Here is a 24,376-nt window from a genome sequence, read left to right on the forward strand (position 1 = left end):
CTCATAATTAATACTATAAAATGTTTTTTATATGTAAAAAAACAACTCCCCCCCTGTCATTCAGAGCGGAGCGCAGCGAAGGCGAAGAATCTCAACCCCAGATCAAAGGAAAGTCAACAGCATAACGCAAGACCGGAGATTTAACTGCGTTGAGCCCTTCGGGGTTCTCCTTTCGTCGGAATGACAACAATGTCATTCAGAGAACTAACATTTGAACAACCGCATCAATGGAGATGACGCTTTAGTCTTCATTTATCAAATGTGATACACCTATACATAACTCCTCCCTTCAGACGAAGGGAGGTGGCTCATCTTCGATGAGACGGAGGGTTTTGAAAGCCCGGATCATAAGGATAATACCAAACGTTTGGGTATATACACCAAAGTTCAGGCCTGTCAAAACTCCCCGGCCAGCGGAGCTGCCCACCCCTCTTCATCTGAAGAGGGGAGTCTTTGAGATGGAGTAACTTAGGATAGATACGTCATGGGTAGCGGAGCGCAGCGAAAGCGAAGAACGGTCCGGTACTCGTTACAAACGAGCACCAGCGCACCAGTATTCAGAAAGCTTCAAAGAAGAGCAATAATACCAGGATATCGGAATGTAAATGGAGAAAGGAACGGATCTTTTTCAATGCGATGTTCATCTGGAATTTTACGGTATTGACGGAGATCCCGAGTTCTTCACTGATCTGCCGGTACGATTTTCCGTCTTCCCTCGACATATTGAAGATCAGCCGGCATTTGGGAGGTAACCGGGCTATGGCCTGCCGGCCCATATGCATATATTCCTCATCTATGAGATCGTAATCGGTAGCCTTCTCCGTTTTCTGACTGACGTAAAAGATATCGGCTATACGCAAGCGGTCGGAGGCTGCCTTTTTCAGGAAATTAAAGCAGAAATGCCTGGCGATGGTAAACAAAAAAGCCCGGAAAGATTTGTCCGGGACGATCTCGCTTCGCTTGAGCCAGACCTTGAGGAAGACCTCCTGGGTGATCTCCTCTGCCTGTTCTTCTGTCTTTACGATACTCCTCGAATAGAGGAATATATCTGCATAATACACCTCAAAAAGCCATCGAAAAGCTTTTTCATCCCCTTTGCGAAGTCTGTGGATGGCGGTATTTTCATTCATGGGATTATTTTCATGTAATTAGCAGGCAAACCCTTGATCTTTTAAGAATATCACAATTACACCCAGGGTAATTTATAGATTTACCCGGTAAATCCCAAATTTAGTTTAAAAAAAATACAAAAAACAGTGTGCGGAATGAAGTTAATGCAAACATAAAGTTTACTTAACTTACTACTGCGGGGAGCGGTGCGTTTTGCAAACGAGCACCACAACCGCAGCCCTATTGCTCCGTTGCATCCTTATTGATCATATGCTTGTATAGCTCTGCTCCAGCCAGCAGGAATGCCCCTACCCCATAGGCCTCGGTACTATCGGCATCCACCTTGCCCGGGCTGGCTCCTACGGGCTGCACATAGCCGAGTTTGCCGTCTTCTCGCACAGCGGAAACCAGGACTTTCCATGCTTTTCTGACAACGGGAAGATATGTAGACTCATCGAGCAGCCCGCGGTTGATGCCCCAGGTAAAGGCATGGCAGAAAAAACCGGTTCCACTCATTTCCTTTACCGGATAGCTTTGAGGATCGAGCAGGGAGGTATGCCAACTCCCGTCGGGTTGTTGCAGGGAAGCCAGCCGTTTCATCATCGCTTTGAACAGTTTTTCGAACCGCACCCGGTCGGGATGGTCTGATGGCATGTTTTCCAGCACCCTTGCCAGTCCGCTGACAACCCATCCGTTGCCCCTGGACCAGAATACTTTAGCCCCGTTCTTTTCTTTTTGACCAAAATAACTGCCATCGCGGAAATAGAGTTTTTCCTTCTCATCGTACAGAAAGTCGGTGGTTTTCCACCACAACCTGCACGCCACATTCAGATATTCGGGATTTCCTGTAGCCGTACTAAGGTATGCCAATGAAGGCGGTCCCATAAACAAGGCGTCGCACCAGGCCCATTCCCGGTACTGGATATTGTTTCCCCAGTGCAGGGGCTCGTCGTTCGGTTTGCCGATAATACTGTCTGCCTGACGCGTAAAAGATGTGATCATTTTTTTATCACCATACGTCATATAGAGCTGCGCATAGGTCTGCCCGATACAGTAATCATCGGCATAAAACCGGCGATGGCCCGTATCCCAGTTTAGTTTGTTCCCTATATCCAGTAGTGCATGCAGGTACTTTTCACCACCTTCCAGTACCCCGGTAGCATACAGCCCCGTATAACAGGCCGAATTGACCCAATCGGCCCTGCCATACCCATATCCCTCTCTGTCCCAGGCACGAAGCTGCCAATCTGCTACCCGGTGCATGATACTGAGTATCTCCTCTGATTTAAAAGGGGGTTCCGGTGACATTGTGTTTCCGGCGGATACGCCCGGAGCAGGATACCACATAGCAAATACGAACATTAATATCCTTAATGTTAATTTCATTCTTTTCTTTTTTTTTAATTTCATTTATCAACACATCAAAACCACCCGGAAACTGTTAGGGTTTAAGTTTTAGAAACCGGATTATTCATATCCTTTCAGACTCACGGGCATAAGCGTAGGAAATACCCAGGCGTAATCGTGTTCGGCATATATCAGCGGACGATGGGATGTGGTATACCCGGAATATGCCGGGTTATTATACACCCCACTCATGGCCTCCAGCAGGTTGGCCGGCCAGAAGCCGTACCTGGATTGCAGGCTTCCTGTTACGGGATCTTTAAAATATTTCCACTGGCCGGGGTTCTGGTTGTAATACAGCAGATAATCGAGAGCCTTTTTTACGGAAGCACCGTCTTTTTCGAGATAAAACTGATTCTCACCGGTATGATTATAGATCACCCACATCGATGCTGTTAGTGGCGCCAGGGAAAAGTAGGTGTACCATATACCGTTTTTCTCCCGTTTCACCTCTTCTGTCATATGCCCGTCCGGGGCTATTTTATCAAAAAGATCGCTTTTGATAAGACGTACGTTTTCCGCAAAGTCTGCCCGATCCCCGAGATAGACATTGGCCAGCAGCGAGGCAAAACGGGACCAGTCTCCGGAATTGTTGTTCCTGAACCGGATACTGTTTGCCGCATCGCGAAAAACCTCCCTGGTCCATACGGCAAACTGCTGTCGGGCTTCGGGTTTCCAGTTCTTATAATCTTTCAGGAGGTTGGCGGCAAACAGCAGGGCTGTACCGGAATAGGACATGACCAGGGAGCCGTCCATCTCAGAATATGTTTTGTTTACAGACGCCCAGGCATTCAGGAAGTACAGGGCCTTGTCGGCATATTTACGCTTCCCCGTAAACTTCCAGACCAGGGCACAGCTATAGGCCGAAATGGCGTCAACCTGTAACCCCAGTGACAGCCTGCGATGATTTTCCTTATCCTGGTAAAAGCCCGGGACTGAAAAATCTTCTATCGCATGGTGGGAAATCCCGAAAGCTGCATCTGCCTTTTGCTTTAACTGACCGAATGCTGTGGTATAGGGTTCGTTCTTCTCCCTGAGCTGTCGCTTTACATAATCGATCTGATCTTCAGGGTGCATGGCGGAGCCCCCCGGGGGAAGATCGTTCCCGGTACCGGGCCCAACAGCCGTAACGGCTGTGATAAAAACACTTATAAAACTAAAAATCAATCTGTTCATACTGTGATTATTTTATCATTTCTCAAATGCATTATTCTACCTGGAGGTCCATGAGTTTTACCCAGCCCTTTGCGGTGATCTCTTCATTGACCGCCAGGTTAATGGCCGGATGGTTATCTTCGGAAGTATCGACAATAGCTACGGCCCAGGTATACTTTCCTGCATCCAGGTCTACATCTACCTCAAAATCGTATGATGAAGGGGTGTCTTTAAGCCATTCTGAAGGTTCGCTCTTCTCATCTACAAAGACTTTCACTACCTGATCGTCGGCATCCAGGAGGGCAAAGGCTACCTTGTACTTATAATTCCACTGCGGGATATTATTGGGGAAATATCCCCACCCGGTATTCCTCCAGCGATGGGTGATTACCGTTCGGTCTCCGGCGCTGATTTTTTCCGGAAGGTATACCCGGTCTGGATACAGGCGATACCCGCCTTCGGAAATAAAACGCTGCACAAGGGAGAAACTGTTCTCGAACCACGACCGTACTTCGCCTACGCGAAAATCCATCATATTCACACCGGCCTCTGCAGAAGCCTCAAACTCTCCCTGTCGCACATCTTCCGGGTGTCCTTCGCGGTATTTACCGCTGGAATCGGTCCAATAGCGGTGTGTCCCGGTAGTGATCCACCCGCCTTCCATAATGATCGGACATTTGTGTTTCCATGACCGGGCAAACTGTTTTTCCCAGTCGCCGTAATAATCGGTCATACCAAAAGCATCCTGCCTGATGATGTACCCCTTGTTTATGGCATCGGTCAATAATTTATCACTGTTCTCATTGGGCGAGCCCCAGCTCTCCGGATGCCCCACCAGGCGGTGGTAGTTGATCACCAGGGGGACTTCGCTAAAGCAGCGGACATACAGATCGGTCACCCACTCAAAGACTTCACTTTTCAGGCGTTCGGTACTCTCAGCCGTAGCCGTAGCGGGGTCTTCATAAATAACATTATGCGCCTCTCCCCATTTTCCCAGTCCGTAGGCATCGATAAATGCAGTATGTGCAGGATCGTTGAAGGCTTCTCCGAAGGCCTCTATGAACCTGGTGTAATATTGCTGGAAAACAGGGTCCTGCGGATAGGGAGTTCTGCGGTCGGGAAACCTGCTGTCTTCGAGGTAATACTCCGCCCCGGCATCGAACACGAACTGTGGGGTATTCATGCCCTGGTCGCGTCCGTCTACCACGATACGGAATGCTATAGGCAGCCCTCTTTCTTCGGCTCCGCGAATCAGTTTTCCGATACCGGAATCCGGGTTTTCCCAGGCATAAACGCCATCGGCAGGATTCAGCGAAGCCCAGCTGGTTCGTATATAACAGGCCGAGGCATAGTCGGAGGCCTTGACGCTCATACCGAGGTCTGACACGTAATATTCCGTATCCCAGTACGAAGGGTCTGCATCACGCGCCGCATACATCACCCACCCGTTCAGAGGGTTATGCAGTACAGAACTTCGGTTGTAACGGGGTTTTACCAGGGTGTTGTTCCCCTGGTACGTTTCCGGATCGCTCTCATCGTCTTTGGACGAACAGGACGAACAGGCCAGCAACTGAACGCTCGCTATTAGGACAAACAGGTATTTTATCATTTTTTCAGTTTTGATATTTATTGATTTCATATTTACGATAAGAGGTATATACATGCCTCATGAAGGTCTAACTATCTTTTCTGTGCCAGTATGGTATTATGCCTCAGATCGAGGATTACGATATTGGCCCCGGCAGGAATGGTATAATAGGAGTTTCGCTGGCCTCGTGAGGAACTGCCATACAGGTCGGACACTTTATCGAGGGGAAGCACCTGTTCCAGACCTGTATCATCAGACTCGGGCGGACAACTGAACGCGTAGGCGAGGTTTTTGTTATTATCGGTTCCTCCGTACACTATGAATTTTGCTTTTCCGGTTTGTCCCCCGGTATACACCAGCACCTGGGGATCTGCCACACTTACGGTTGCATTACATTTTATGGGGGCACCCCAGCTGTTAATAGCCCCGTGCATCCAGAGGTCGGTGATCTCGGTGGTTTCTGTTTCACCTGCATCGTTTTTCCAGTCTACATTCAGGGGTTGCAAGGCCTTTTCAGGAGAATAAATAGTCGCTTTCGCCGTTTGCATATTAACCACAATGCGGTATTCTCCGGGGGTTTCTATGTTCCAGGATACGGGCGTATCCCGCATGGTGACATCTACGGCTTCTCCATCTTTCAGGGTTCCGTTACCGTCTGCGGGGCAGATGTAATTCGTTTCTCCTTCGAATTCCACGGGGATCTGCAGTTCTCCGGACTGAAGATCTGCGAGATATGCGAATTGATTGAGATTTTCCAGGGTGCGGCTCATTTCCTGCCTGCCGGTATTACTCAACACACTACCGTCCAGGAATACCTTATCGGCGTCAAAAACCACGGTTTTTACTGGTTGTACATTTACGGATACCGTGCGTACTTCAGGGGCCTGGAATGCACTTCCTCCTTCCCATTCGGCTATTACCCGGAACTCAAGGGTGAACAGCTCATTGGGGGGAAGCTCCCATTTTTCATTGGCCCAGTTCTGCAACTGCTCCGAGGTAAAACTCCTGCTGTACACTCCTTCGTCTTCATAATTGAGGATCGTGGTTGATGTGCCAAAATTATTTCCAACCACGTCCAGCTTAGTGGTGTAAGTAAGCATGTAATCGTCGCCGGGTACCACCCTGGCATCGGTCCACTGCAATGTCAGTATATCCTCTTTGAGGCGGTCTCCGTCTAATGCGATATCGGTAGCGGAAGCCGACAGCTCCAGCTGTTCTTCTGTCTTTTCTATGTCGTTAATACTCTGATCGCAGGAGACAGCAGCAAGGGAAAGCCCCCACAGGAGCAATATTCTGTATAGAAATTGTATTTTTTTCATCGGTATCAGGTTTTATTGGGCATGGAAGGACTTTAGCCATGCCCTGGTGTTTTTGCGTCCTTCCGGGCTTATGTTTTTCAACGTGCCGGTTAAATCAAAAAGAGGGGCATCAATTCTCGTAACCGGGGTTCTGGGGAAATTCCATATCACGGTTGGAATTGATGATCTCCTGAGGAACCGGCCACAGGTTGTGGTAATTCCTGATCTTGTCTTTCAAAGCCTCGTTATGCGCCTTTACCCGGTCAACCAGTTTATGGGTACGCACCAGTGTAAAACGGCGGCTTTCTTCGCCTACCAGTTCCCTGATCCGTTCATCGAGCAGGAAATCCATCGTCATTTCACCTTCACTGACCAGCGGTGCACCGGCCCGAAGGCGTACTTCGTTCACCGCTTCGGCCGCTTTCGCGGGATTGTTCTGCCCGAGATAGGCCTCGGCAAGCAGGAGGTAGGTCTCTGCCAGGCGGAATTTCATCCGGTCTTTATAACTCCCGGTAAGGCTCAGGTTTTCTTCCCTACCGTAAAAGAATTTGGTCAGGGCCGGAAACAATGTATTGGTGGTATGCCAGGTCTCGTCGGTAATGCCGGCCCTTTTACCGTAAAGGGCGGTTTCACCGGGATTGTTGTAATACCAGTTGCGCTTGATGTTGTAATTGGAGTTCCTGATATCGGTATCATCAAAAATCCCTGCCTCGTCGCCCGTGGCATTGGTGCCCTGAGTACCCACCCACCACTGCATGGGAACGATCTGTGCCAGTCCGCGGCCACCGAGCGTATCGGCCAGGATAAAACCGGTAATATTCATATACTTGGGGTTCCAGGCTCTCCGGGTCCAGTCGTCAGAATTGGTACCTCCCCCGATATTGTTGAATTCAAACTGCAGTACCCATATACTTTCCTTATTGCCACTGCTCCTGTTCTGGTTGTTTTCCAGGAAGAGATCACTGAACACATCTCCGGGTTCGTCTTCCGCTACTCCGAACCGTGTTTTCATCAGCTCGAAATACCCGCTGTTGATCACTTCGAGGGCGGCCTCTTCTGCGAGGGTATACGATCCCTGCATGAGGTACATTTCGCTGAGCAGGTGATATGCCGCCCATTTGGTAAGCTTTCCGGGCTTGACGCTATCGGGGTTTTCCGGCAGGTACCCGGCAGCGAATTCCAGATCGTCTATGATATGTTCCAGTACTTCTTCTTTGGGAGTACGGGTAAAGTTGAGCTGAAAATCGTACTGTATCGTCTCTACATAAGGTACATCTCCGTAGAGATAAATAAGCGTCCTGTAGGCATAGGCCCGGAAAAAACGGGCCTGGGCCTGGAAGAGCTCCTTGTCTGAAGGCTGGTCCCAGTTGGTATTCTTCTCTGAAAAAAGCAGGATCTCATTGGAGGAGGACACCAGGCTGTATGCCCATCTCCAGTAAGTGCCCACGAACTGCTCTTCGGAGGTCATGGTAAGATTGCCGAAGGCGGTGAGGGAGGCATCTCCGTACCCGAGGTCGGCAATATCGGTGCCTACCTGTAATGCTTCATAGGGACAGGCTCCATTGTGAATAAATCCTCCTCCTTCACCCCAGGTATTGTATTCTGAACGGGTAAGCGCATATAAACCCGTGATACCTACTTCAAAACCGTAGGTACTGGTGAAGGTATTGTTCGGTGACAGTTCTGACTTGAAATCTTCTTCGAGAAAATCGCTGCATGCGGTGGTGCTGATTGCGGTCGCCACCATAAGCCATGTTTTCAGGTATCTCTTTATTTTCATATCGCGTTTTGGTTTAGAAGGTTAAATTTAATCCCAGCATATAAGACCTGGCGGTAGGATATGAAGCCATCCAGCTGTTGTCGTAATTGAGTACCTGCCTTATATTGGAAAAAGTATGGGCATTATTGACACTGACATTGACATCGATGCCGCTGAGGCCCAATTTCCTTGCCATTTCCGGCCCCATGCTATACCCGAAGGTGATATTCTTGAGCTGTACATAGGAGACCTTTTTATAGTAGCCATGCCCGAAATTATTCACGTATCCCGGAGAAACGATACCGGCATCGGGATTTTCGGGGGTCCAGTAGTCGGCCCCGTGTACATAGTTGGTGATCCCGAAGGTCCAGGCCCCCATATTGGCCATGTGATCGTCGCGCCATACACCGAATACACCGTTCATCAGCACGGAGGCATAAAAATTACGGTAACTGAACCTGTGCCCCATGGACATTCTGAAATCGGGCAATCTCGATCCTATGATCTTGCGGTCGTCGGTATTGATATAACCGTTTCCGTCTACGTCTTCCAGTCTGGCCGACCCGGGAGTAGCCCCTGTCTGTACTTCCCGCTGGTTACCATCGGCATCGGTATAGAAATATTCATCACCTTCCTGCCAGATCCCGGTCATGTTGTAATCGTAATACACCCTCAGGGGTTTCCCTATGAACCAGTTATTCCCGAGGTCATCCATATTGTCTCCCCTGAGCGCCACGATCTTATCGCGGTTTAATGAGAAGTTCAGATCGGTAGTCCAGCGAAAATCCTCCCCGTTGATATTCACCGAATTCAGAGCTATTTCTATCCCCTTGTTACGTGTTTGCCCTATGTTGTCCCAAATCCTGCTATATCCGTTCATGATAGGTACTGTACGTATCATGAGCAGGTCATGGGTATTGGAAAGGTACATTTCGAGGGTACCGCCGAGACGGTTATTGAAAAACTGGAAATCGACACCAATATTAGCCGAATAGGTGGTTTCCCATTTCAGGTTGGGATTCCCGATACCGTCGCTGGCGAGGTAGGCCGTATTTACCGGTGTACCGCCATCGCCCCATATATATTTTACATTGGAATAAAGCCGGTCAAGGGTTCTGTAGGCGGTAATTGCCTGGTTGCCGTTGGCCCCGTAAGACACTCTGAGCTTCAGCAGGTCTATCCATGATACATGGTCTTTTATAAAAGGCTCGTCTCCAATCTGCCAGGCCAGTGCGGCAGAAGGGAAAAAGGCGTATTTGTTATTTTCCCCGAAAACCGAAGAGCCGTCAGTACGCCCGGTTACCGTAGCCATATATTTACCTTTATAAGCGTAATTGAGGCGGAGCATATACGATAACAACGAGGTTTCGGAAAGTCCTGATGCGATAGTCTGGTTACGCTCTGCAGTATCCATCATATGATAGCCGGAATCATCGGTCACAAATCCTTCTCCGCTTTGGGAGGCACTTGTGCTCCTGGTTTCCTGCATACTGAACAGCCCTGTGGCGTCCAGGCTATGATCGCCGGTTTTCAGTTCGTACCGGAGAATGTTCTCCCAGGTATAATCGGTATAATGGTTGTTGGAAATACTGGCTTTTCCTCCTATGAGTCCGGCCTGCTCCCTCCCTGCAAAGGTATCACGGCCGTAATATGTCCCGGAAAATCCGCTGCGGTAGTTGTAACCGTAATTGGAACGGAAAGAGAGCCCCTTTACCGGCAGCAGTATACTGGCATAGGCACTTAGAAAAAAGTTACGGCTTGTAACGTCCTGGTCGGCATTTACATTGATCATGGGATTGGTGATCAGGGAATACTCCATGGGTTCCGTAATATAATATCCTGCTTCATCTTTGTATTTTCCGTACGGGCTCTGCTTTATGGCATGCTCGATATTGGGAGTGACTCCGCCGGTTTCCTTCTGTATGAACTGGCTGCCTACTCCTATGGTAAGCCAGTCGTTGAACTCCTGGTCTATATTTGTGGAGATGTTGGTACGCTGAAGCTGGGAATTATACACTACACCTTCCTGGTCCAGGTGGGAAATGGACGCCAGGTACTTGGTACTGGAAGTACCCCCCGAAACGGTGACCTGGTGATCCATGGTATAGCCTTTCTGAAATACGTAATCCTGCCAGTCGTGTGTGATGCCATTGGCATAGTTTTCCCGCTCGCTGATGCTGATAATGTCTCCGGCAAGGGGATCAAGCTGATCTCCGGTATATCCGTGTTTTAGACGACCGATATCCTGTTTGAGCCTTATGTATTCGTTGGGGCCCATCACATCTATCCGCTGCATGGGCTCGGCCATACCGAACTGTCCCCTGTAGGTGACCTGTGGTTTTCCTTCTACCCCTCTTTTGGTTTGTATGAGAATAACTCCGTTAGACCCTCTTGCCCCATATATAGCCACTGCAGAGGCATCTTTCAGTATAGAAAGGTTATCAATAATATTGGGGTCCAGGTCTGATAACGAACCACTGTACGGTATACCATCCAGAACAATCAGGGGGTCGTTATTGGCGGAAAGTGAATTCACTCCCCGGATAAGTATGCCCTGGTCCTGTCCCGGAGCAGCGTTGGACGCAGTAATATTCAATCCCGCTACCTGACCGGTCAGGCGGTCCATAAGGTTGTTACCGGAAACCATTTTCAGTTTCTCTTTACCCACTACTGAAAGTCCGCCTGTGAGGTCCTTTTTCCGTACTTTTCCATATCCTACAACTACTACTTCTTCCAGCTGCGACATATCTTCCTTCATGGTAACGTCTACCACGCCTGAGGGATCTGCCTCCACCTCGAGACTACTGTAGCCGACATAAGAAAAGACCAGGATGGCATTTGCAGTAGCCTCCAGCTCGTAATTCCCGTCAAAATCGGTGACGGTACCGGTATTAGTACCTTTCACCAGTACATTGACCCCGAGAAGCGATACTCCATGCTCATCGAGCACTTTTCCGGTGATCTTAATACGATCCTGCTGTGCATAGCTACAGGTTGCCGACACGAAGAGGAAAACCGTAAGCACAAAGCAGTCTCTTAGCTTTACATGAATTCTGTTTAACATATAAGTTTGGTTTTAATAATTTGTGATTTGGTCATTGGTCAATACTCGAAAATATACATGAGATCACTTCTCACCCCGGCAGTACCGGAAGATGACGATCCTCATGAGTAGCAAAAGGGGTACGGGGTCAAATGTAGATGATGCGGATTATTTTTGCGGTACGGATTTGTACAGAAATGGTTCTATTTTGTACGGAAAAGCCAATGCTTTGATTATTAAGTAAAAAAAAGCAGTTTTTATAACTGATTTCTGAATTCCGAAGGGGTTACATTATATTGTTTCCTGAAGCATGTACTGAAATATTTGGGATTCTTAAACCCTGTAGCGTAAGATATTTCGGAAATGGTAAGATCTGAGTCCCGGAGTAACTGCGCCGACCGCTTGAGACGTATGTCCATGATAAACTCCTTGATAGACATGCCGAGGATATCGTTCATTTTCTGATACAGCAGGGTACGCCCGATGCCCATGTCTGAAACAAAGGATTCAACGTTGTAATCCATATTGCCAATATTGTCTTCAATGTGTTTCAAGGCGGCACCCAGCAATTGCTCATCGGTAGATGAAATGGTCACTTTGGAAGGCTGGGCCGTATATTTTTTGCTGTACCATTCCTTCATTCTGTTCTGGTTTTCGATCAGGTTGCCTATTTGCTGTATGAGGTATTTCATATCAAAAGGCTTATTCAGAAATACATTGGCCCCGCTTTCGAGGGCCTTGATCTTGTTTTGTGTGTTTTCGCCGAGAGCAGACAAAACCACAATCGGGATATGACTGGTCTTAATGTGGGAACGTAATTTCCGGCAGACATCAAATCCGTCTGCCTCCGGCATCATCAGGTCGGTGATCACTACCCGGGGGAAAATTTTTTCTGCCATACGGATACCTTCCTGCCCATTGACTGCCGTATATACATTATAATATTCCGACAACTGCTGCTTCATATATTCTCTCAGTTCAGGATCGTCTTCCATAACAACGACACTGTATGCTTTACGCCTGTTTTTCCCGGGAGGAACGGTTTCTGCCGATCCGGCCATGATATATGCTATCTCGGAAATCGTATGTTCATAGGCAGGAATATTGTTATCTGTCTCTGCTATACTCCGGGCAAAGGGCAGGACTATGGTAAAGGTTACCTCTGAGGTACCGGAATTCAAAGATATCCTGCCTCCGAGATAGTCCACCAGTTCCCTGACAATTGCCAGCCCCAGTCCTGTGCCCTTTTCGAACGCGGGCTTACCGGATATCAACCTGTTAAACGACTCGAAGATCGCTTCTTTCTTATCGTCGGGGATGGCAGTACCGGTATTGGTAATAGCCACGGCAATATACCCGGCATCGGGCCTTTCCGAAATTTCAAGGTTGATGCGTTGTTCCCGGGATACTGTACTGATTCTGACCCCTACATATCCGTTAGGCATATTGTATTTTATAGCATTGGAAAACAAATTGGTGAAAATTTTCTCTATGACATCGTGATCAAATCGGGTATGGAATTGCTCTATTTCAGTATTCATTTCTGTTGTAATACCTCTTTTCCCGGCATACGTACGGAACAGTGAAAATATGTCCGATATATACCGTATGAGGTCGCCGGGCTTTTCATCAAGGGTTATTTTCTGGCTTTCTATTTCCCTGAACTGGAGCAACTGGCTTATCATTCTCTGAATCCGGTTTACATTGTTCTCTATCAGGCTCACATAGGCATTGGCGCCCGGAGCCTTTTGTCCGGGCAAAAGCTCCTTCAGTTGCTTTAAAGGGTCCATCACCAGGGTAAGGGGTGTTTTGAGATCGTGGGAAATATTGGTAAAAAAATTGATACGAGCCTGGGTAAGCCTTCTCATGTTCTGCTCCTTGAGCTGCTCCATCCTAAGACGGTGCCTGAATATTTTCTTATTGGTAAAATACATCCAGATTACATAGGCTATTCCCAGGAACAACAGGGCATAGACGGTATAGGCCCATCCGGACAGAAAGGGTGAAGGGGATATTTCGAAATACAGGGAAGAAACATGGTCTCCCCACAGGCCATCATTGTTTGCTGCCTTTATTTCAAACTCATATTCTCCCGGGGGCAGATTAAAGAACTGTACCGATTTCTGACCCTGAGGTAAGACATACCAATGATCTGAAAGACCGAGCATCCTATATGCATACTGGTTTTTGGCAGCCTGGAGATAACTGTTGGCAGATACGCGTATTTCAATATTAGACTGTTTATGGGATAACTCAATCCTGTTGCCCCGGTTTCCGGAATAGGACAGCGTGGAAATATCCCGATCTATTGGAGAGTCGCGGTCTCCGGGGATGATCTTTTTGTTGTTGATCAGTAAGCCGGTAAAAAAAACCCTGGGCTTCAGATTGTTCTGTTTTATATTGGCAGGAGTAAACATGATAAAGCCATCGGTGCCCCCGAACAGCATTTCTCCTTTTGATGTTTTAAAACAGGATCGTACATAAAACGCTCCGCACAGGTCGGGACTATCTATATGGGATTTCACTATTTTCCTGTTGCTGCAATCATAGTAATACAATCCGTCGTTGGTGCTGAACCATATGTCTCCTGTTGTGGTGTCTTCCAGTATACCGAAAACCGTTTTCCCGAACAAGCCGTCTTCTTCTCCGAAATTCACATAACTCCCGTCTTTACCCAGCCTGTTGATACCTCCTCCATGAGTTCCCAGCCACACGGTCGAATCTGAGGCAATGCAATACGAATAGAGGTTATTTACCCGGTACGGAGCATTGTCCAGGTAATAATGTTTTTCGATACGCCTCGTGTGTATATCAACAATATAGAGTCCTTCATAGGTCATCAGCCACAGCCTGCCGTCATTGTCCAGGAACAGTGTTTCGATATTCATGTCTACTACCTTGCCTTCGGCATCGGTAATAATCACGTTTTCCGTAGTTCCCTTTTCCCAGTCTTTGTATACCAGTTCTGCGTCCGGGTTCGTCATCCATACTCCCCTGTTCCCTTCAGGGGCAAAATCGTAAACGCTCAATGGTTTTGAAGTTCCGGGCAAATACATCTGTAAATCGACAAAATGCTGCTTTCTGTTGTCAAATTGCCTCATGCCTCCGTTGAATGTAGCTACCCGCAAAATCTCCTTTGCCCTGTCGTAATGCAGCGTCTTGATCAGGTTGGAGGTAATACCGGTATTATTCTCCCCGGTGTAATACGAGAACTGATCGGTTTTCCTGTTCCAGTAATTGACCCCTCCTCCTTCGGTGCCGATCCACAAATTACCCTGCTTATCTTCCTCAAAACAGCTGACAATGGGGTGATTCAGGCCTCCCGAGGTTGCCTTGAAATAATTAATATCATTGTCAGAAAAGGACATATAAGCCAGTTTGCCTCCATAAGTGCCGATCCATACCCCTCCATCGGGATCGGGATAAATGCACCATACCGAATTATTGGGCAAAGAATAGGGATAGTGAAGATTGGAACGCAACAGGCGCATCTCTTCCGTCAGGGGATCGAAAAGAAAGAGTCCCGACTGGGTAGCTATCCATACGATTCCGGTGGTATCGAGATACAGCTGTTTGGCTTGCGTGGATTTCCCATATTCCGGATGCAGTGTGTAATGTTTTGTAACCTGTCCGTTACCGTCACACACATAGAGCCCATCTGTATCCGTAAGGATATATGTACTACCGTCAAACTCCAGAATGTCTCTTATCCAGGAACCTGAACTACCAAGGTCGGCAAACAGGATATATCTTTCTGTTTGATCATTCCATTCATATAATTTCCTTTCCGAGGCCACAAAAACGGATTTCCGGCTTTCCCTCAATACTGTTGGTATTACACTATCCGGCAGAGGGTGTCTTTTTATGTCGGCAGGGGCGGGATAAAAGGATTCCACCTTGTTGTTCCTGATCATCCAGACCGAACCGTCTGTTCCGGAAGTCAGTGCGCCCATATTGCCATCCAGAACACGATCAAACTTTTTAGTCTGATAATCAAAATGTAACAGCCCGTGATTCGTAGCTACATATAATTGTCCGGATTTATCTGTAATGACCTGCCCGTAGGTCCAGTGCGACATGGGTGAATGACATGTGACCAGGTCATTCATTTGAACAAAGGAATTGCCATCGTACACAAACAAGGCATCGTATCCGCTAAACCATATTCTTCCTATGCTATCTTTGGTTATACTGTGTATCCCTCCGTAATACGAAGTCTCTTTCATTTTATGAAAACGATAGTCTGATAGCTGAATCGCAAAAGCAGATTTTGCACATAAAATAAAAAGAACAACGTTGAAGACCAATCTCATCGATTAAACATTAATGTCAATCCGTTGCTAACTTAGTAAAAAAGTGTTTTACAGATTCTTTTTTTTAAGGTTTTTTAGAATGATACAACAAATCCCTTATTTTACTTAAACCAGAGAAACTGTTTAAACCTTACCCTTCGCTTTTTTTTCGGAAAAAATATACTCCGGATATTACCTGCGCAACCTGGTGCTCGTTTGCAACGAGTACCTATCGCCCCCCTCCTTCTTCCGTATTGATCTCCGTCATGATCTCCCCGAACAGCCGGGTGGATTTCAGCCGGGCATCGATGTCGTACATGTTGGTGGCGATGATCAGTTCGTCTGCCTGTGTTTCTTCCAGGAACTGCAATACCTGTTTCTTTACCGTTTCCCGGCTTCCGATAAAGGTGTATTTGATCATCTGTTCCACCCTGGGATGCTGCATGATATTCCTGAAATCAGCCGTCATTTCGGTAGGCGGCTCAATATATTCGGTAGGGGTCCCGGTCAGGATATTGATCACCAGCCTCAGGTGAGAGGTATACAATTTTTCTGCCTCGCTATCGGTATCGGCGATAAAGACATTGACACCGGCCATGACATAGGGTTTCTGCAAGGCGGGCGAGGGTTGAAATTCACTGCGGTAAAAGTGAAGGGCATCGTGCAGCTGTGCGGTGGAAAAATGACTGGCAAAGGCATAGGGCAGCCCCTTTTCTGCGGCCAGGTGCGCACTGCTGGTACTGGACCCGAGGATAAAAATGGGCACATCGACCCCTTCGGCCTGGGTGACCCGCACTTTGGCCGCTTTGTTCTCTACGGAAAAATAGGTTTGAATGGTTTTAATATCCGCAGGAAACGAATGGGATGCCTGGACAAACCCGGGTTTTATGGCATGCGACGTTTCCGGGTCGGTGCCCGGGGCCCTCCCCAGCCCGAGATCGATACGGCCCGGGAACAGGTGGCCGAGGGTGGCGAACTGCTCCGCTACAATAAGAGGCGAATGATTGGGCAGCATGATCCCGCCGGAACCTACACGCAGGGTAGCGGTGGCCTGCGCAATATGGCCGATGAGTATCTGCGGGGCACTGCTGGCAATGGCAGGCATATTGTGATGCTCGGCAAACCACATACGGGTATACCCGGAAGCTTCTGCCTGCTTTGCGAGGGCAACGGCGTTCTCATAGGTCTGATGAATGGTATTTCCTTTGGCGATGGTAGCCAGCTCCAGAACGGACCAGGCTGTTTTTACTGCATCCATATATTTATATGTATCTATATGTTGTTTAAATAAAAAATTACAATGTCTTAAGCGCTTCCAGGTAGTCGTCCAGAACCTCCTTGTTCAGGGAGTAGTAATAAAACCTGCCTTCTTTCTGGGGTTCGATCAACCCGGCGTCTACCAGTTTTTTAATATGATGGCTTACGGATGGCTGGGAAATATCCAGAAGGGATATGACCGTACTGCATTCCAGTCGTTCCCCGCCGGATTGTATGGCGCTCAATATCTTCAGTCGATTGATATCGCCCAGGGCCTTGGATATTTTTTCTATGGTACGTAAGGTCAAAATCTGCGCTTATATATTGATATATGCAAATGTATGGATTTATTCCTGATTTTCCTGCATCCTATTGGTATCACGGCTATCCGGTTCCCTGTCGAACAGACTGAAAAGAGGGCGACGAACATATTGCTGATACCAGGGGCGTCCTTATTTCCGGCTTTTAAAAACCGTAATACTGTTGCCGGTTTTGGATTTGAAAAAGCGACTGAAATATTCGGGATTGGCAAACCCCAGTTCGAAAGACACTTCTTTGGCACTTTTATCGGTATACAAAAACAATCTTCTGGCTTCCAGAACAATACGATCATGGATGATTTTGGAAGGGGACGGCTGCCCGTACAGGGCAAATAAATTGGACAGGGTCTTGGCCGATTTGTTCAGTGATTCTGCATAAAACCTTACTTCGTGCTGCTGCCGGAAATGAAGTTCCACCAAAAGGGCAAACCTGCGTATCAGGTCGAGCTTATGGTCTGCAAGGTCGTGACAGCTTTCGGTCTGGCTCTTGCCCAGCCTGGTTGTTTTTATAATAAGCCGTTTCAGCAGGCTGCGCAGCATCTCGCCCTTGAACCTGTCGCGTTCGCCGAATTCGTCGACCAGTGTGCTTTGGAGCTTTTCGAAATTTTCCGCTTCCTTAGCATTAAGGGTAATAAAAAACGGGGTGCGTATGCCGTAGAACAAAAAGCCTACGCACCCCACTTCCTGGTCGTGATCGAGAATGCAGTAAAACTCCCGGTTGAATTTCCAGGCTACCAGTTGCGGAGGGTGTTCGAACCGGAAATGCTGATTGCCCATCAGCGGCAGGATTGCCTGTTCCGGAAAGGTATAAGGAATCTCATCGATCCATACCGTCTGCTCTTCTCCCTTGTTCCAGACAAAGGTATTGTAAGTGTTCAGGCTCTCCCGGATGCCATCGCCCTTAAGCGCTTCGGAATGACAGTACATCACAAATCGTCCTTCGGTTTTCTGTTCTGTAAAATCCAGTTGCATCTGTGTTCTATCAGAGATCATGTTAAATAACTGCCTGTTTCACAAAGCCGCCGCAAACCGCAGCCGGTATAAATATACGCATTACATGGCATCTTCTTTGGCAATAGCTCCCGCCACGGCAATCAGCAGCCCCGGACTTATCCGCTGCCGGAAATCGGGGTTGATATGTTCAAAACGGATCACTCCTTCGCGGTCGAGAATAAAAACAGAGGGAACGGGCAGTAATAACCCGGTATTTTTCCCGCCGCTACTTTCGGGTAAAAACCCATGGTATCCCTCAGGGGCCTGAAAGGCGATCCCGAATGCCCTGGCCACTTTAAGGTCTGCATCAGACAACAGCGTATATTCCAGGGATTGTTTTCCCAGGGTTTCCGACAGCTTCCCGGGACTGTCCGTACTGATGGCCAGTAACCGGTATCCCATTTTTTCCAGGGGCTCCATGGCTTCCTGCAAGCCGGATAACTGCCTGGTACAATAAGGGCACCAGCCTCCGCGGTAAAAAACGAGCACAATGGGCCCGGAACTGATAAGGGCGTTGACATCCTGCATTTTTCCACCCGCATCCGGCAACTGGATGACGGGCACCTTTTCTCCGGTCAGCAACGGACTTATATCCTGTGGCAGGGCCGGGGCCACAGCCATGTTATGCTCTGTGTCCTTCATCCCGGAAGTCATGTTTTGAGCCTGCAGGCCAAGCCCTGTCAGGCAGAAAGATAATGCGAACAATGTAATCTGAATGGTTTTCATTTATGATGTGTTGTTTCAGGGAATGCCCGGTTTTATACCCGGGCATTCCAGGTCATTGTTATTATTCAATGGTTACTTTAATAATCTGATCTACAGCCGGTAAGGTCGTAAAAGCATTAGGATTGGGGACCTCGGAAACCGGCTGGTTTTCAGGAACTATCATTCCTCCGAGGTTCACCTGGGCAATACCTGCCCCGGGATACTGGTCTACCGCAGTACCATTATTGAACAAGCCTGTATGCGAAGAAATACTTCCTGTCTGCGTAGCGTCAATTTCTCCCCTGGTGGCAAAAAACCAGTCGTTGGAGAATCCGTACATCGTTGCAATTGCAATTTTGTCGCCGTCTGATACGCTCAGTACCTGAGAAACTTTACTCCCCGGAGTTCCGTCAATACGCGGGACCAGGACCTCCGTGTCTTCGGCGGGCAATACATAGACCGATTTTATACCTTCCATGCCCTGCAGATAGCCTGCGAGGTCACTTGCATCGCCCGTTTGGGCCAGCTTGCTCAAACCGTGCCCCGGGTCGGGCTCATCAAGTTGATACACCGGGTTGGTTATGCCATTGTAAATGACCACCAGCACCGGGGAAAGCGGGGTGAATATCCCTGTCCTTTCCCCGATATAGGCAGACAAAACGGAATTGTCACCGGCTTCTGCTATATTCGTAATTCCGTTAACCGCAGCCATCCCGCTCTTGTATAAAGGCGCATCGTCCAGCAAATCGCCGCCCACTATATAAGAAACGGCCCAGACCCCCGGGCTGAACGGGGTAGGATTGGCAGTATCACCGGAGGTATTGGTTACGGTAATGGTAAACACAGCATTACCTTCATAATGCAGTTCCACTTTCATCAAGTCGGATGCGGGAACATAGGCATTTCCCTGGGCGTCCATCCCTGTGATCTCCACAATATTTTGCGGGGTTGATTCCACGGTCCCCGGATGCGTAACATCGGGGCCGGGCGCCTGGTTGATGCGCGTGCCGTTATCCCATAGCCTGACCTGACCGGAAACATCACCTTCCACCGGGGTCCCCTCATTGTCGTATAATGCAATCCCCGGATTTTCAGGAGCAAAAAACAGGTCGTTGGACCAGCCGTACATGGTTGCAAAACTCAAAGCCTGCCCCTTCCCTGCCGAAAACCGGAAACTGAACGATTCTCCCGGGAGATACACCGGGAGGTCTCCTGTATTCTCGAAGGTGCCGGACTGCACCAGGGGCTTTGCATCAAGTACGTTTTCTACGGTTAGGGTATAATCTGCCGGTACCGGCGCCTGGTCGTCGTCACTCTCACAGGACGTCAGGAACATCATGGAGGTAACTGTAAGCAATGCCGGAAACAGGGTTGTATATCTTTTCATTGTATAAGATGTTAGGTTATAAACTCATTTTTATATCGTGTATTTTCACTTTACAAAGATGAAGTTCCTTCCCCTTTCACCCCTTGAAGAAAGCACCCTGATACATGTACATATTTCCCGAAGAAAGTATTGATTCCCCTGTTTCTACTTGCTTCTGAACTGTTCCTCCCGGCTCCACAACATATTGAAGACCGGTATAAAAAATATACCCATATAATTTTTCATCGGTGTTTGTTCTTTTGACGCAGGTACTGTAATAATAATACCGGGGTATCTGTCTGAATAATATTTACTTTTCTATCGAGTAGGATATCATACGCGCGAATATCATCCCGGGCCGCCTCATCGGTTTCTCCCAGGGCATTGGCAAAAACGGGAAGCCTGTAATCCCGTTGCACGGTTTCTATAAAACCAACCTCCCTGTCTACGGCAGAATTTCCGAGGTGAACAATATCCGGAAGTAACATTTCAAGGTGTTTTTTTGCCTTGGAATCGTGGTGGATTTTCGTCATTCGCAGCACCCCGGGCAATAATCGCTCTACCCGCTGAATTTTGTCATACTCACTGTCGTAGAAGAACACGGAGTTTATGGCATCGCACTTTTTCACCACTGCCGTCACCTTTTTCAGGTCGCGGGTATTGACTTTCAGGTCGATGTCAAAAACTATTTTATCCTTTCCAAGATTAAGTGCTTCTTCCAGAGTGGGAATACTATGCCGGGTTATCTTACCCCGATCGTCCCTGAGTCGGAATGTCTTAAGTTCGGATAGACAGATCTTTTTGACCTTTCCGGAACCGGTAGAAATATGGTCGACCGTTTCATTGTGCATCAATACCGGGATGCCGTCTTTGCTTACCCTGACATCGACCTCCACGATATCCACCCCATGTGCTATGGCATCGGTAATCGCCGCAAGGGAATTTTCCGGGTACCGGGTATGCATGGCGCGATGTGCCGCAACCAAAACGACCTCATTACCCGGATCGGTCAGGTGTTGCTTTACATAGGCAAAATCTGTAGAAGCCTGCTGGGCTGCCATAAACAAAGGCAGCATCCATACTATAAATAATATGTTTTTTCTCATTTCCATGTTTCTTTTATGATCCCGGAGAAAGATTGATATAATAACGGAGCCGTTTCGGGGCCGAGTGAGTTTTCTTCCCCGTAAGTGGACTTACGGTCGTTATACAAATAAGGGGGATGTTCATCCCATTGACTTTTGGGGATGATATACCCTATAAAATCATTGGACAGTCCCACTACAAACTTATATTGATCAGTCATCAGGTTTCTTAAAGGAGGAGTTTGGGATGGCTCAGAAGCGCAGAAATCATTTCCCTGGGGAGCTTCCACGCCTCCGTTGACCAGCTCCGGGTAGATCTCCCCGGGCACGAAGAGAAAACCGGCCGGGCCGAATTGCCAGTACGCGATTTCGGAACGCATTTCAAAAAATCCTGAAAATCCCCGGTTGATCAGGCCTGTTGCTCCTGCCAGTCGAAAGTTACGATTGGCTACCGGAAGGGTAACAGACCTGGAAATAAGGAGCTGGGAGGTCTCTTCCAGATGTTTTGTCCACCCCTCCCTTAACAATTTCAAAGCATGCAGGGCAATCCTTTCTCCCTGCGCCTTTGCCTTATCGAATGAAGCTCTTTTATAGAGGGTATCTCCGGCAATCCCCGGAATCCCGAATCTTGGGGAAGTGTGCATCAGGCCGCCTATGGCCCCGTTGATATACATAGCAACACCTCCTGTACCAGCTTCGGCAAGACTGTCTTTGACATATACGCCGCTCTCTATACCCTGGCGTACGTAATGAGGAAAATCTGAGGTAATCCTGGTATTGCGGTTCCACAGGGTTTCCGGATGATTAGCCCAGGCGACAATAGTGCCCAGCACAGTACTGTCCTTTTGCCGTTTCCATTGCATTAAACGCAATCCGTTATCAAATACCCGTGGCTTACGGGAATCATCAACGAGATACCCAAGCGTATCCGTAGTATCCTGCACAAAAGTCACCCAGGCCCCTTCCTGCTTACCGGCAGCTTCAACAATCGCGGCTGTTGCGGCCGATATCACCTTTTGTTCATAATCCTTGTCCACGCCTGAGCGATAGGCGGATTTTCCCCACAACCCGATAAGGTCGGGGGCTTCATGGGTATGGGTGCTTATTACGGCCACATAATCCAGATGAATTTCTTCTGCTACTTTCTTCCGTATAGAAATCACCTGATCATTGAATAATCCGATGGCATCGAGTACGACCAGGCCTACCTGCTTTCCCCCCGAATTCAATACCATCGCCCTTGCCCATAAGGTATCATGAATGGCCGTAGCAGGCCGGTTTTGCTGAAAACCGGCCATGTATACGGCATCGAACTTTCCGTTGTTATTGCCATCTTCAAACCGTTCTCCCAGTCCGGGTTCATAGATTCCGTTCCCGTTGAGGTCCTTCCAGCTATCAGGCACTTCCGGATTTATTTCCTTTTTGGCAAATCCCGCACGGATAGTTGAGACCCCGGTTTCCCATTTTTTATCGTAAGTATAGCCCGGGTTGCGGTCTCTCATACCGTACCAGGCTATAAGGCCGCAAATAAGCACGGAAAACAACAATAGCGCAGCCAGGTATTTCAATAATTTCATCATTCGGAAATAAAATCTTTTTTCATCCGCTCGGGGGTCTGTGGTATTTTGTTGATCAGTTGTTTTTTACCGTTGCGTTTAACCAGTTCAAAGGCGTCATAGACCTTTCCCAAAGGAGTATAGGAAGTATAGGAAAGCCTATCCCCGTCTACCGTAATAATCTGGAACAGCTGGGTGTACTCTCCCCTTCTCTGCATCCAGTCGGCTTTCTCCGAATCGTACATTTTGGGCCCGCTCACCGATACGGCATAGATCGTCCCGGTGTCGTCGGTTGCAGTGATCCCGCTCCCCAGGTTTTTAACCTCTCCACGGGCATAGGTATGATCATGCCCCGTAAGCACCAGGTCTACCTTATGCTTGTCTATAATGGGTTTTAAGACAGTTTTCAGGTTTAAATTGTCTTCGCCGCGTTTTTTGGCAACCGACAAGACAGGATAATGCAGGAATATTACCGACCATTTTTTCGGGCTATTGGTCAGGATGGAATCCAACCATTTCCCCTGTGCTTCTCTGGAATGCTCTTTATCGTCAAAAGACACAGCATCTATAGAAATGACCCGGGTATTCTGGTAATCGACATAATAGCAGGTTTCCTTAATTTCTTCGAGTGGTCCGTTCTGTGGCAGGTTGAACTGCGGACGCCACAGCGAACTCAGGACTTCTTTCCGGTATTCGTGGTTACCGGGGGTCATGATCCCCGGTATGGTAGCGTGGATAAAACTACCTGCGTAAAACCACTCGCCCCACTCCAGGTTACTATCCCTGTCATTGACCAGGTCACCTGCATGCAACATAAAATTCACCTTCGGAAACCTGGTATACGAAGTCCGGATCACCCTGCTCCACATGGATTTCAGTTCGTTCTGGGCATCGCCGAAATAAATAAAACTAAAGGTGTCATGGTCCCGGTCCGAAGCCGTGGTAGTCTGAAACCATTCACTCCACAACCTGTCATCATCTCCTCCGTAACCTACGCGATACACATAAGTGGTAGCCGGACTCAGGTCATCGATTACCGCACTGTGATAATTGGCCTTGACCAAAGGTTCATTATGTTTTTCATTCTTGTTTTCAAAAACCTCGGTTTCGGCTCTTACGGTTCTCACCCCATCGAGCAAAAATTCAGGTCCGTCGGTTGCCACAGCCACCTGTACAAAACCACTATCTATCTGCTGGTTGGTACGCCAGTTCACCGCGATGGATGATTCCGGGTGTTCTGTAAGATTAAGAATAATCCTGTCTGGCACTTTGCTGGGAAAAATAAGCTTATGGCTCCAGACGGTATCCTGGGCACTGTACGGGGTATGGTCATGCCCGGAGTGGGCATGAGGATGTGATCCGGCTGTTTTGTTGTCGGAGCAACCTATCAGAACGGTTACGGCCAGGTAAAAAAAGATATATGATATTTTCATTTTCAAACTTGT

At 48.1% G+C, this 24,376-nt stretch carries 16 protein-coding genes; all 16 read right to left on the reverse strand.

Annotated features, from left to right (window positions below; all coding sequences use genetic code 11):
- Positions 1-557: 557 nt before the first annotated feature.
- Positions 558-1,130, reverse strand: a complete 573-nt coding sequence (locus DN748_RS01860) for an RNA polymerase sigma-70 factor (protein WP_112370046.1) — start codon at positions 1,128-1,130, stop codon at positions 558-560.
- 220 nt (positions 1,131-1,350) lie between these two features.
- The gene (locus DN748_RS01865) at positions 1,351-2,496 is read right to left on the reverse strand and encodes a glycoside hydrolase family 88/105 protein (protein WP_112370047.1); all 1,146 of its coding nucleotides are present in this window, start codon (positions 2,494-2,496) and stop codon (positions 1,351-1,353) included.
- An 81-nt stretch (positions 2,497-2,577) separates the two neighbouring features.
- Positions 2,578-3,690, reverse strand: coding sequence for an alginate lyase family protein (locus tag DN748_RS01870; RefSeq protein ID WP_112370048.1), 1,113 nt, complete (start codon positions 3,688-3,690; stop codon positions 2,578-2,580).
- 31 nt (positions 3,691-3,721) lie between these two features.
- A complete protein-coding gene (locus DN748_RS01875) occupies positions 3,722-5,278 on the reverse strand; it encodes a DUF4832 domain-containing protein (RefSeq protein ID WP_112370103.1) in 1,557 nt (518 codons plus the stop codon).
- A 71-nt stretch (positions 5,279-5,349) separates the two neighbouring features.
- Positions 5,350-6,576 carry a SusE domain-containing protein gene (locus DN748_RS01880; RefSeq protein ID WP_112370049.1) on the reverse strand — a complete coding sequence of 409 codons (1,227 nt, stop codon included), beginning with the start codon at positions 6,574-6,576 and terminating at the stop codon, positions 5,350-5,352.
- A gap of 109 nt (positions 6,577-6,685) precedes the next feature.
- Positions 6,686-8,335 (reverse strand): RagB/SusD family nutrient uptake outer membrane protein, encoded by a 1,650-nt coding sequence (locus DN748_RS01885; protein WP_112370050.1) that lies wholly within the window; start codon positions 8,333-8,335, stop codon positions 6,686-6,688.
- A gap of 13 nt (positions 8,336-8,348) precedes the next feature.
- Complete coding sequence (locus DN748_RS01890) at positions 8,349-11,378, reverse strand: SusC/RagA family TonB-linked outer membrane protein (protein WP_112370051.1); 3,030 nt, start codon at positions 11,376-11,378, stop codon at positions 8,349-8,351.
- Between the two features lie 236 nt (positions 11,379-11,614).
- Positions 11,615-15,583, reverse strand: a complete 3,969-nt coding sequence (locus DN748_RS01895; RefSeq protein WP_112370052.1) for a hybrid sensor histidine kinase/response regulator transcription factor — start codon at positions 15,581-15,583, stop codon at positions 11,615-11,617.
- Positions 15,584-15,878: 295 nt separating this feature from the next.
- Positions 15,879-16,907 (reverse strand): LLM class flavin-dependent oxidoreductase, encoded by a 1,029-nt coding sequence (locus DN748_RS01900; protein WP_112370053.1) that lies wholly within the window; start codon positions 16,905-16,907, stop codon positions 15,879-15,881.
- 37 nt (positions 16,908-16,944) lie between these two features.
- Positions 16,945-17,214, reverse strand: a complete 270-nt coding sequence (locus DN748_RS01905) for an ArsR/SmtB family transcription factor (protein ID WP_112370054.1) — start codon at positions 17,212-17,214, stop codon at positions 16,945-16,947.
- 144 nt (positions 17,215-17,358) lie between these two features.
- On the reverse strand, positions 17,359-18,219 hold the full coding sequence (locus tag DN748_RS01910) for a helix-turn-helix domain-containing protein (protein WP_201741393.1): 861 nt from the start codon (positions 18,217-18,219) through the stop codon (positions 17,359-17,361).
- Positions 18,220-18,279: 60 nt separating this feature from the next.
- Positions 18,280-18,945 (reverse strand): peroxiredoxin-like family protein, encoded by a 666-nt coding sequence (locus DN748_RS01915; protein ID WP_112370055.1) that lies wholly within the window; start codon positions 18,943-18,945, stop codon positions 18,280-18,282.
- Positions 18,946-19,006: 61 nt separating this feature from the next.
- The gene (locus DN748_RS01920) at positions 19,007-20,311 is read right to left on the reverse strand and encodes a spondin domain-containing protein (protein WP_112370056.1); all 1,305 of its coding nucleotides are present in this window, start codon (positions 20,309-20,311) and stop codon (positions 19,007-19,009) included.
- A gap of 221 nt (positions 20,312-20,532) precedes the next feature.
- Entirely contained in the window at positions 20,533-21,396 is an 864-nt protein-coding gene (locus tag DN748_RS01925; RefSeq protein ID WP_161554447.1) for a glycerophosphodiester phosphodiesterase family protein, read from the reverse strand.
- Positions 21,393-22,955, reverse strand: coding sequence for a hypothetical protein (locus tag DN748_RS01930; RefSeq protein WP_112370058.1), 1,563 nt, complete (start codon positions 22,953-22,955; stop codon positions 21,393-21,395). Before DN748_RS01930 ends, DN748_RS01925 begins: the two co-directional genes overlap by 4 nt.
- A complete protein-coding gene (locus DN748_RS01935) occupies positions 22,952-24,364 on the reverse strand; it encodes a purple acid phosphatase family protein (protein WP_112370059.1) in 1,413 nt (470 codons plus the stop codon). Before DN748_RS01935 ends, DN748_RS01930 begins: the two co-directional genes overlap by 4 nt.
- Positions 24,365-24,376 lie beyond the last annotated feature (12 nt).

The organism is Sinomicrobium soli, from assembly GCF_003285545.1.
Taxonomy (GTDB): Bacteria; Bacteroidota; Bacteroidia; order Flavobacteriales; family Flavobacteriaceae; genus Sinomicrobium.

Excerpts from the sequence above, each read along its gene's own strand:
- DN748_RS01860 (WP_112370046.1), bottom strand. The coding sequence starts at position 1,130 with ATGAATGAAAATACCGCCATCCACAGACTTCGCAAAGGGGATGAAAAA.
- DN748_RS01865 (WP_112370047.1), bottom strand. The coding sequence starts at position 2,496 with ATGAAATTAACATTAAGGATATTAATGTTCGTATTTGCTATGTGGTAT.
- DN748_RS01870 (WP_112370048.1), bottom strand. The coding sequence starts at position 3,690 with ATGAACAGATTGATTTTTAGTTTTATAAGTGTTTTTATCACAGCCGTT.
- DN748_RS01875 (WP_112370103.1), bottom strand. The coding sequence starts at position 5,278 with ATGATAAAATACCTGTTTGTCCTAATAGCGAGCGTTCAGTTGCTGGCC.
- DN748_RS01880 (WP_112370049.1), bottom strand. The coding sequence starts at position 6,576 with ATGAAAAAAATACAATTTCTATACAGAATATTGCTCCTGTGGGGGCTT.
- DN748_RS01885 (WP_112370050.1), bottom strand. The coding sequence starts at position 8,335 with ATGAAAATAAAGAGATACCTGAAAACATGGCTTATGGTGGCGACCGCA.
- DN748_RS01890 (WP_112370051.1), bottom strand. The coding sequence starts at position 11,378 with ATGTTAAACAGAATTCATGTAAAGCTAAGAGACTGCTTTGTGCTTACG.
- DN748_RS01895 (WP_112370052.1), bottom strand. The coding sequence starts at position 15,583 with ATGAAAGAGACTTCGTATTACGGAGGGATACACAGTATAACCAAAGAT.
- DN748_RS01900 (WP_112370053.1), bottom strand. The coding sequence starts at position 16,907 with ATGGATGCAGTAAAAACAGCCTGGTCCGTTCTGGAGCTGGCTACCATC.
- DN748_RS01910 (WP_201741393.1), bottom strand. The coding sequence starts at position 18,219 with ATGATCTCTGATAGAACACAGATGCAACTGGATTTTACAGAACAGAAA.
- DN748_RS01915 (WP_112370055.1), bottom strand. The coding sequence starts at position 18,945 with ATGAAAACCATTCAGATTACATTGTTCGCATTATCTTTCTGCCTGACA.
- DN748_RS01920 (WP_112370056.1), bottom strand. The coding sequence starts at position 20,311 with ATGAAAAGATATACAACCCTGTTTCCGGCATTGCTTACAGTTACCTCC.
- DN748_RS01925 (WP_161554447.1), bottom strand. The coding sequence starts at position 21,396 with ATGAGAAAAAACATATTATTTATAGTATGGATGCTGCCTTTGTTTATG.
- DN748_RS01930 (WP_112370058.1), bottom strand. The coding sequence starts at position 22,955 with ATGATGAAATTATTGAAATACCTGGCTGCGCTATTGTTGTTTTCCGTG.
- DN748_RS01935 (WP_112370059.1), bottom strand. The coding sequence starts at position 24,364 with ATGAAAATATCATATATCTTTTTTTACCTGGCCGTAACCGTTCTGATA.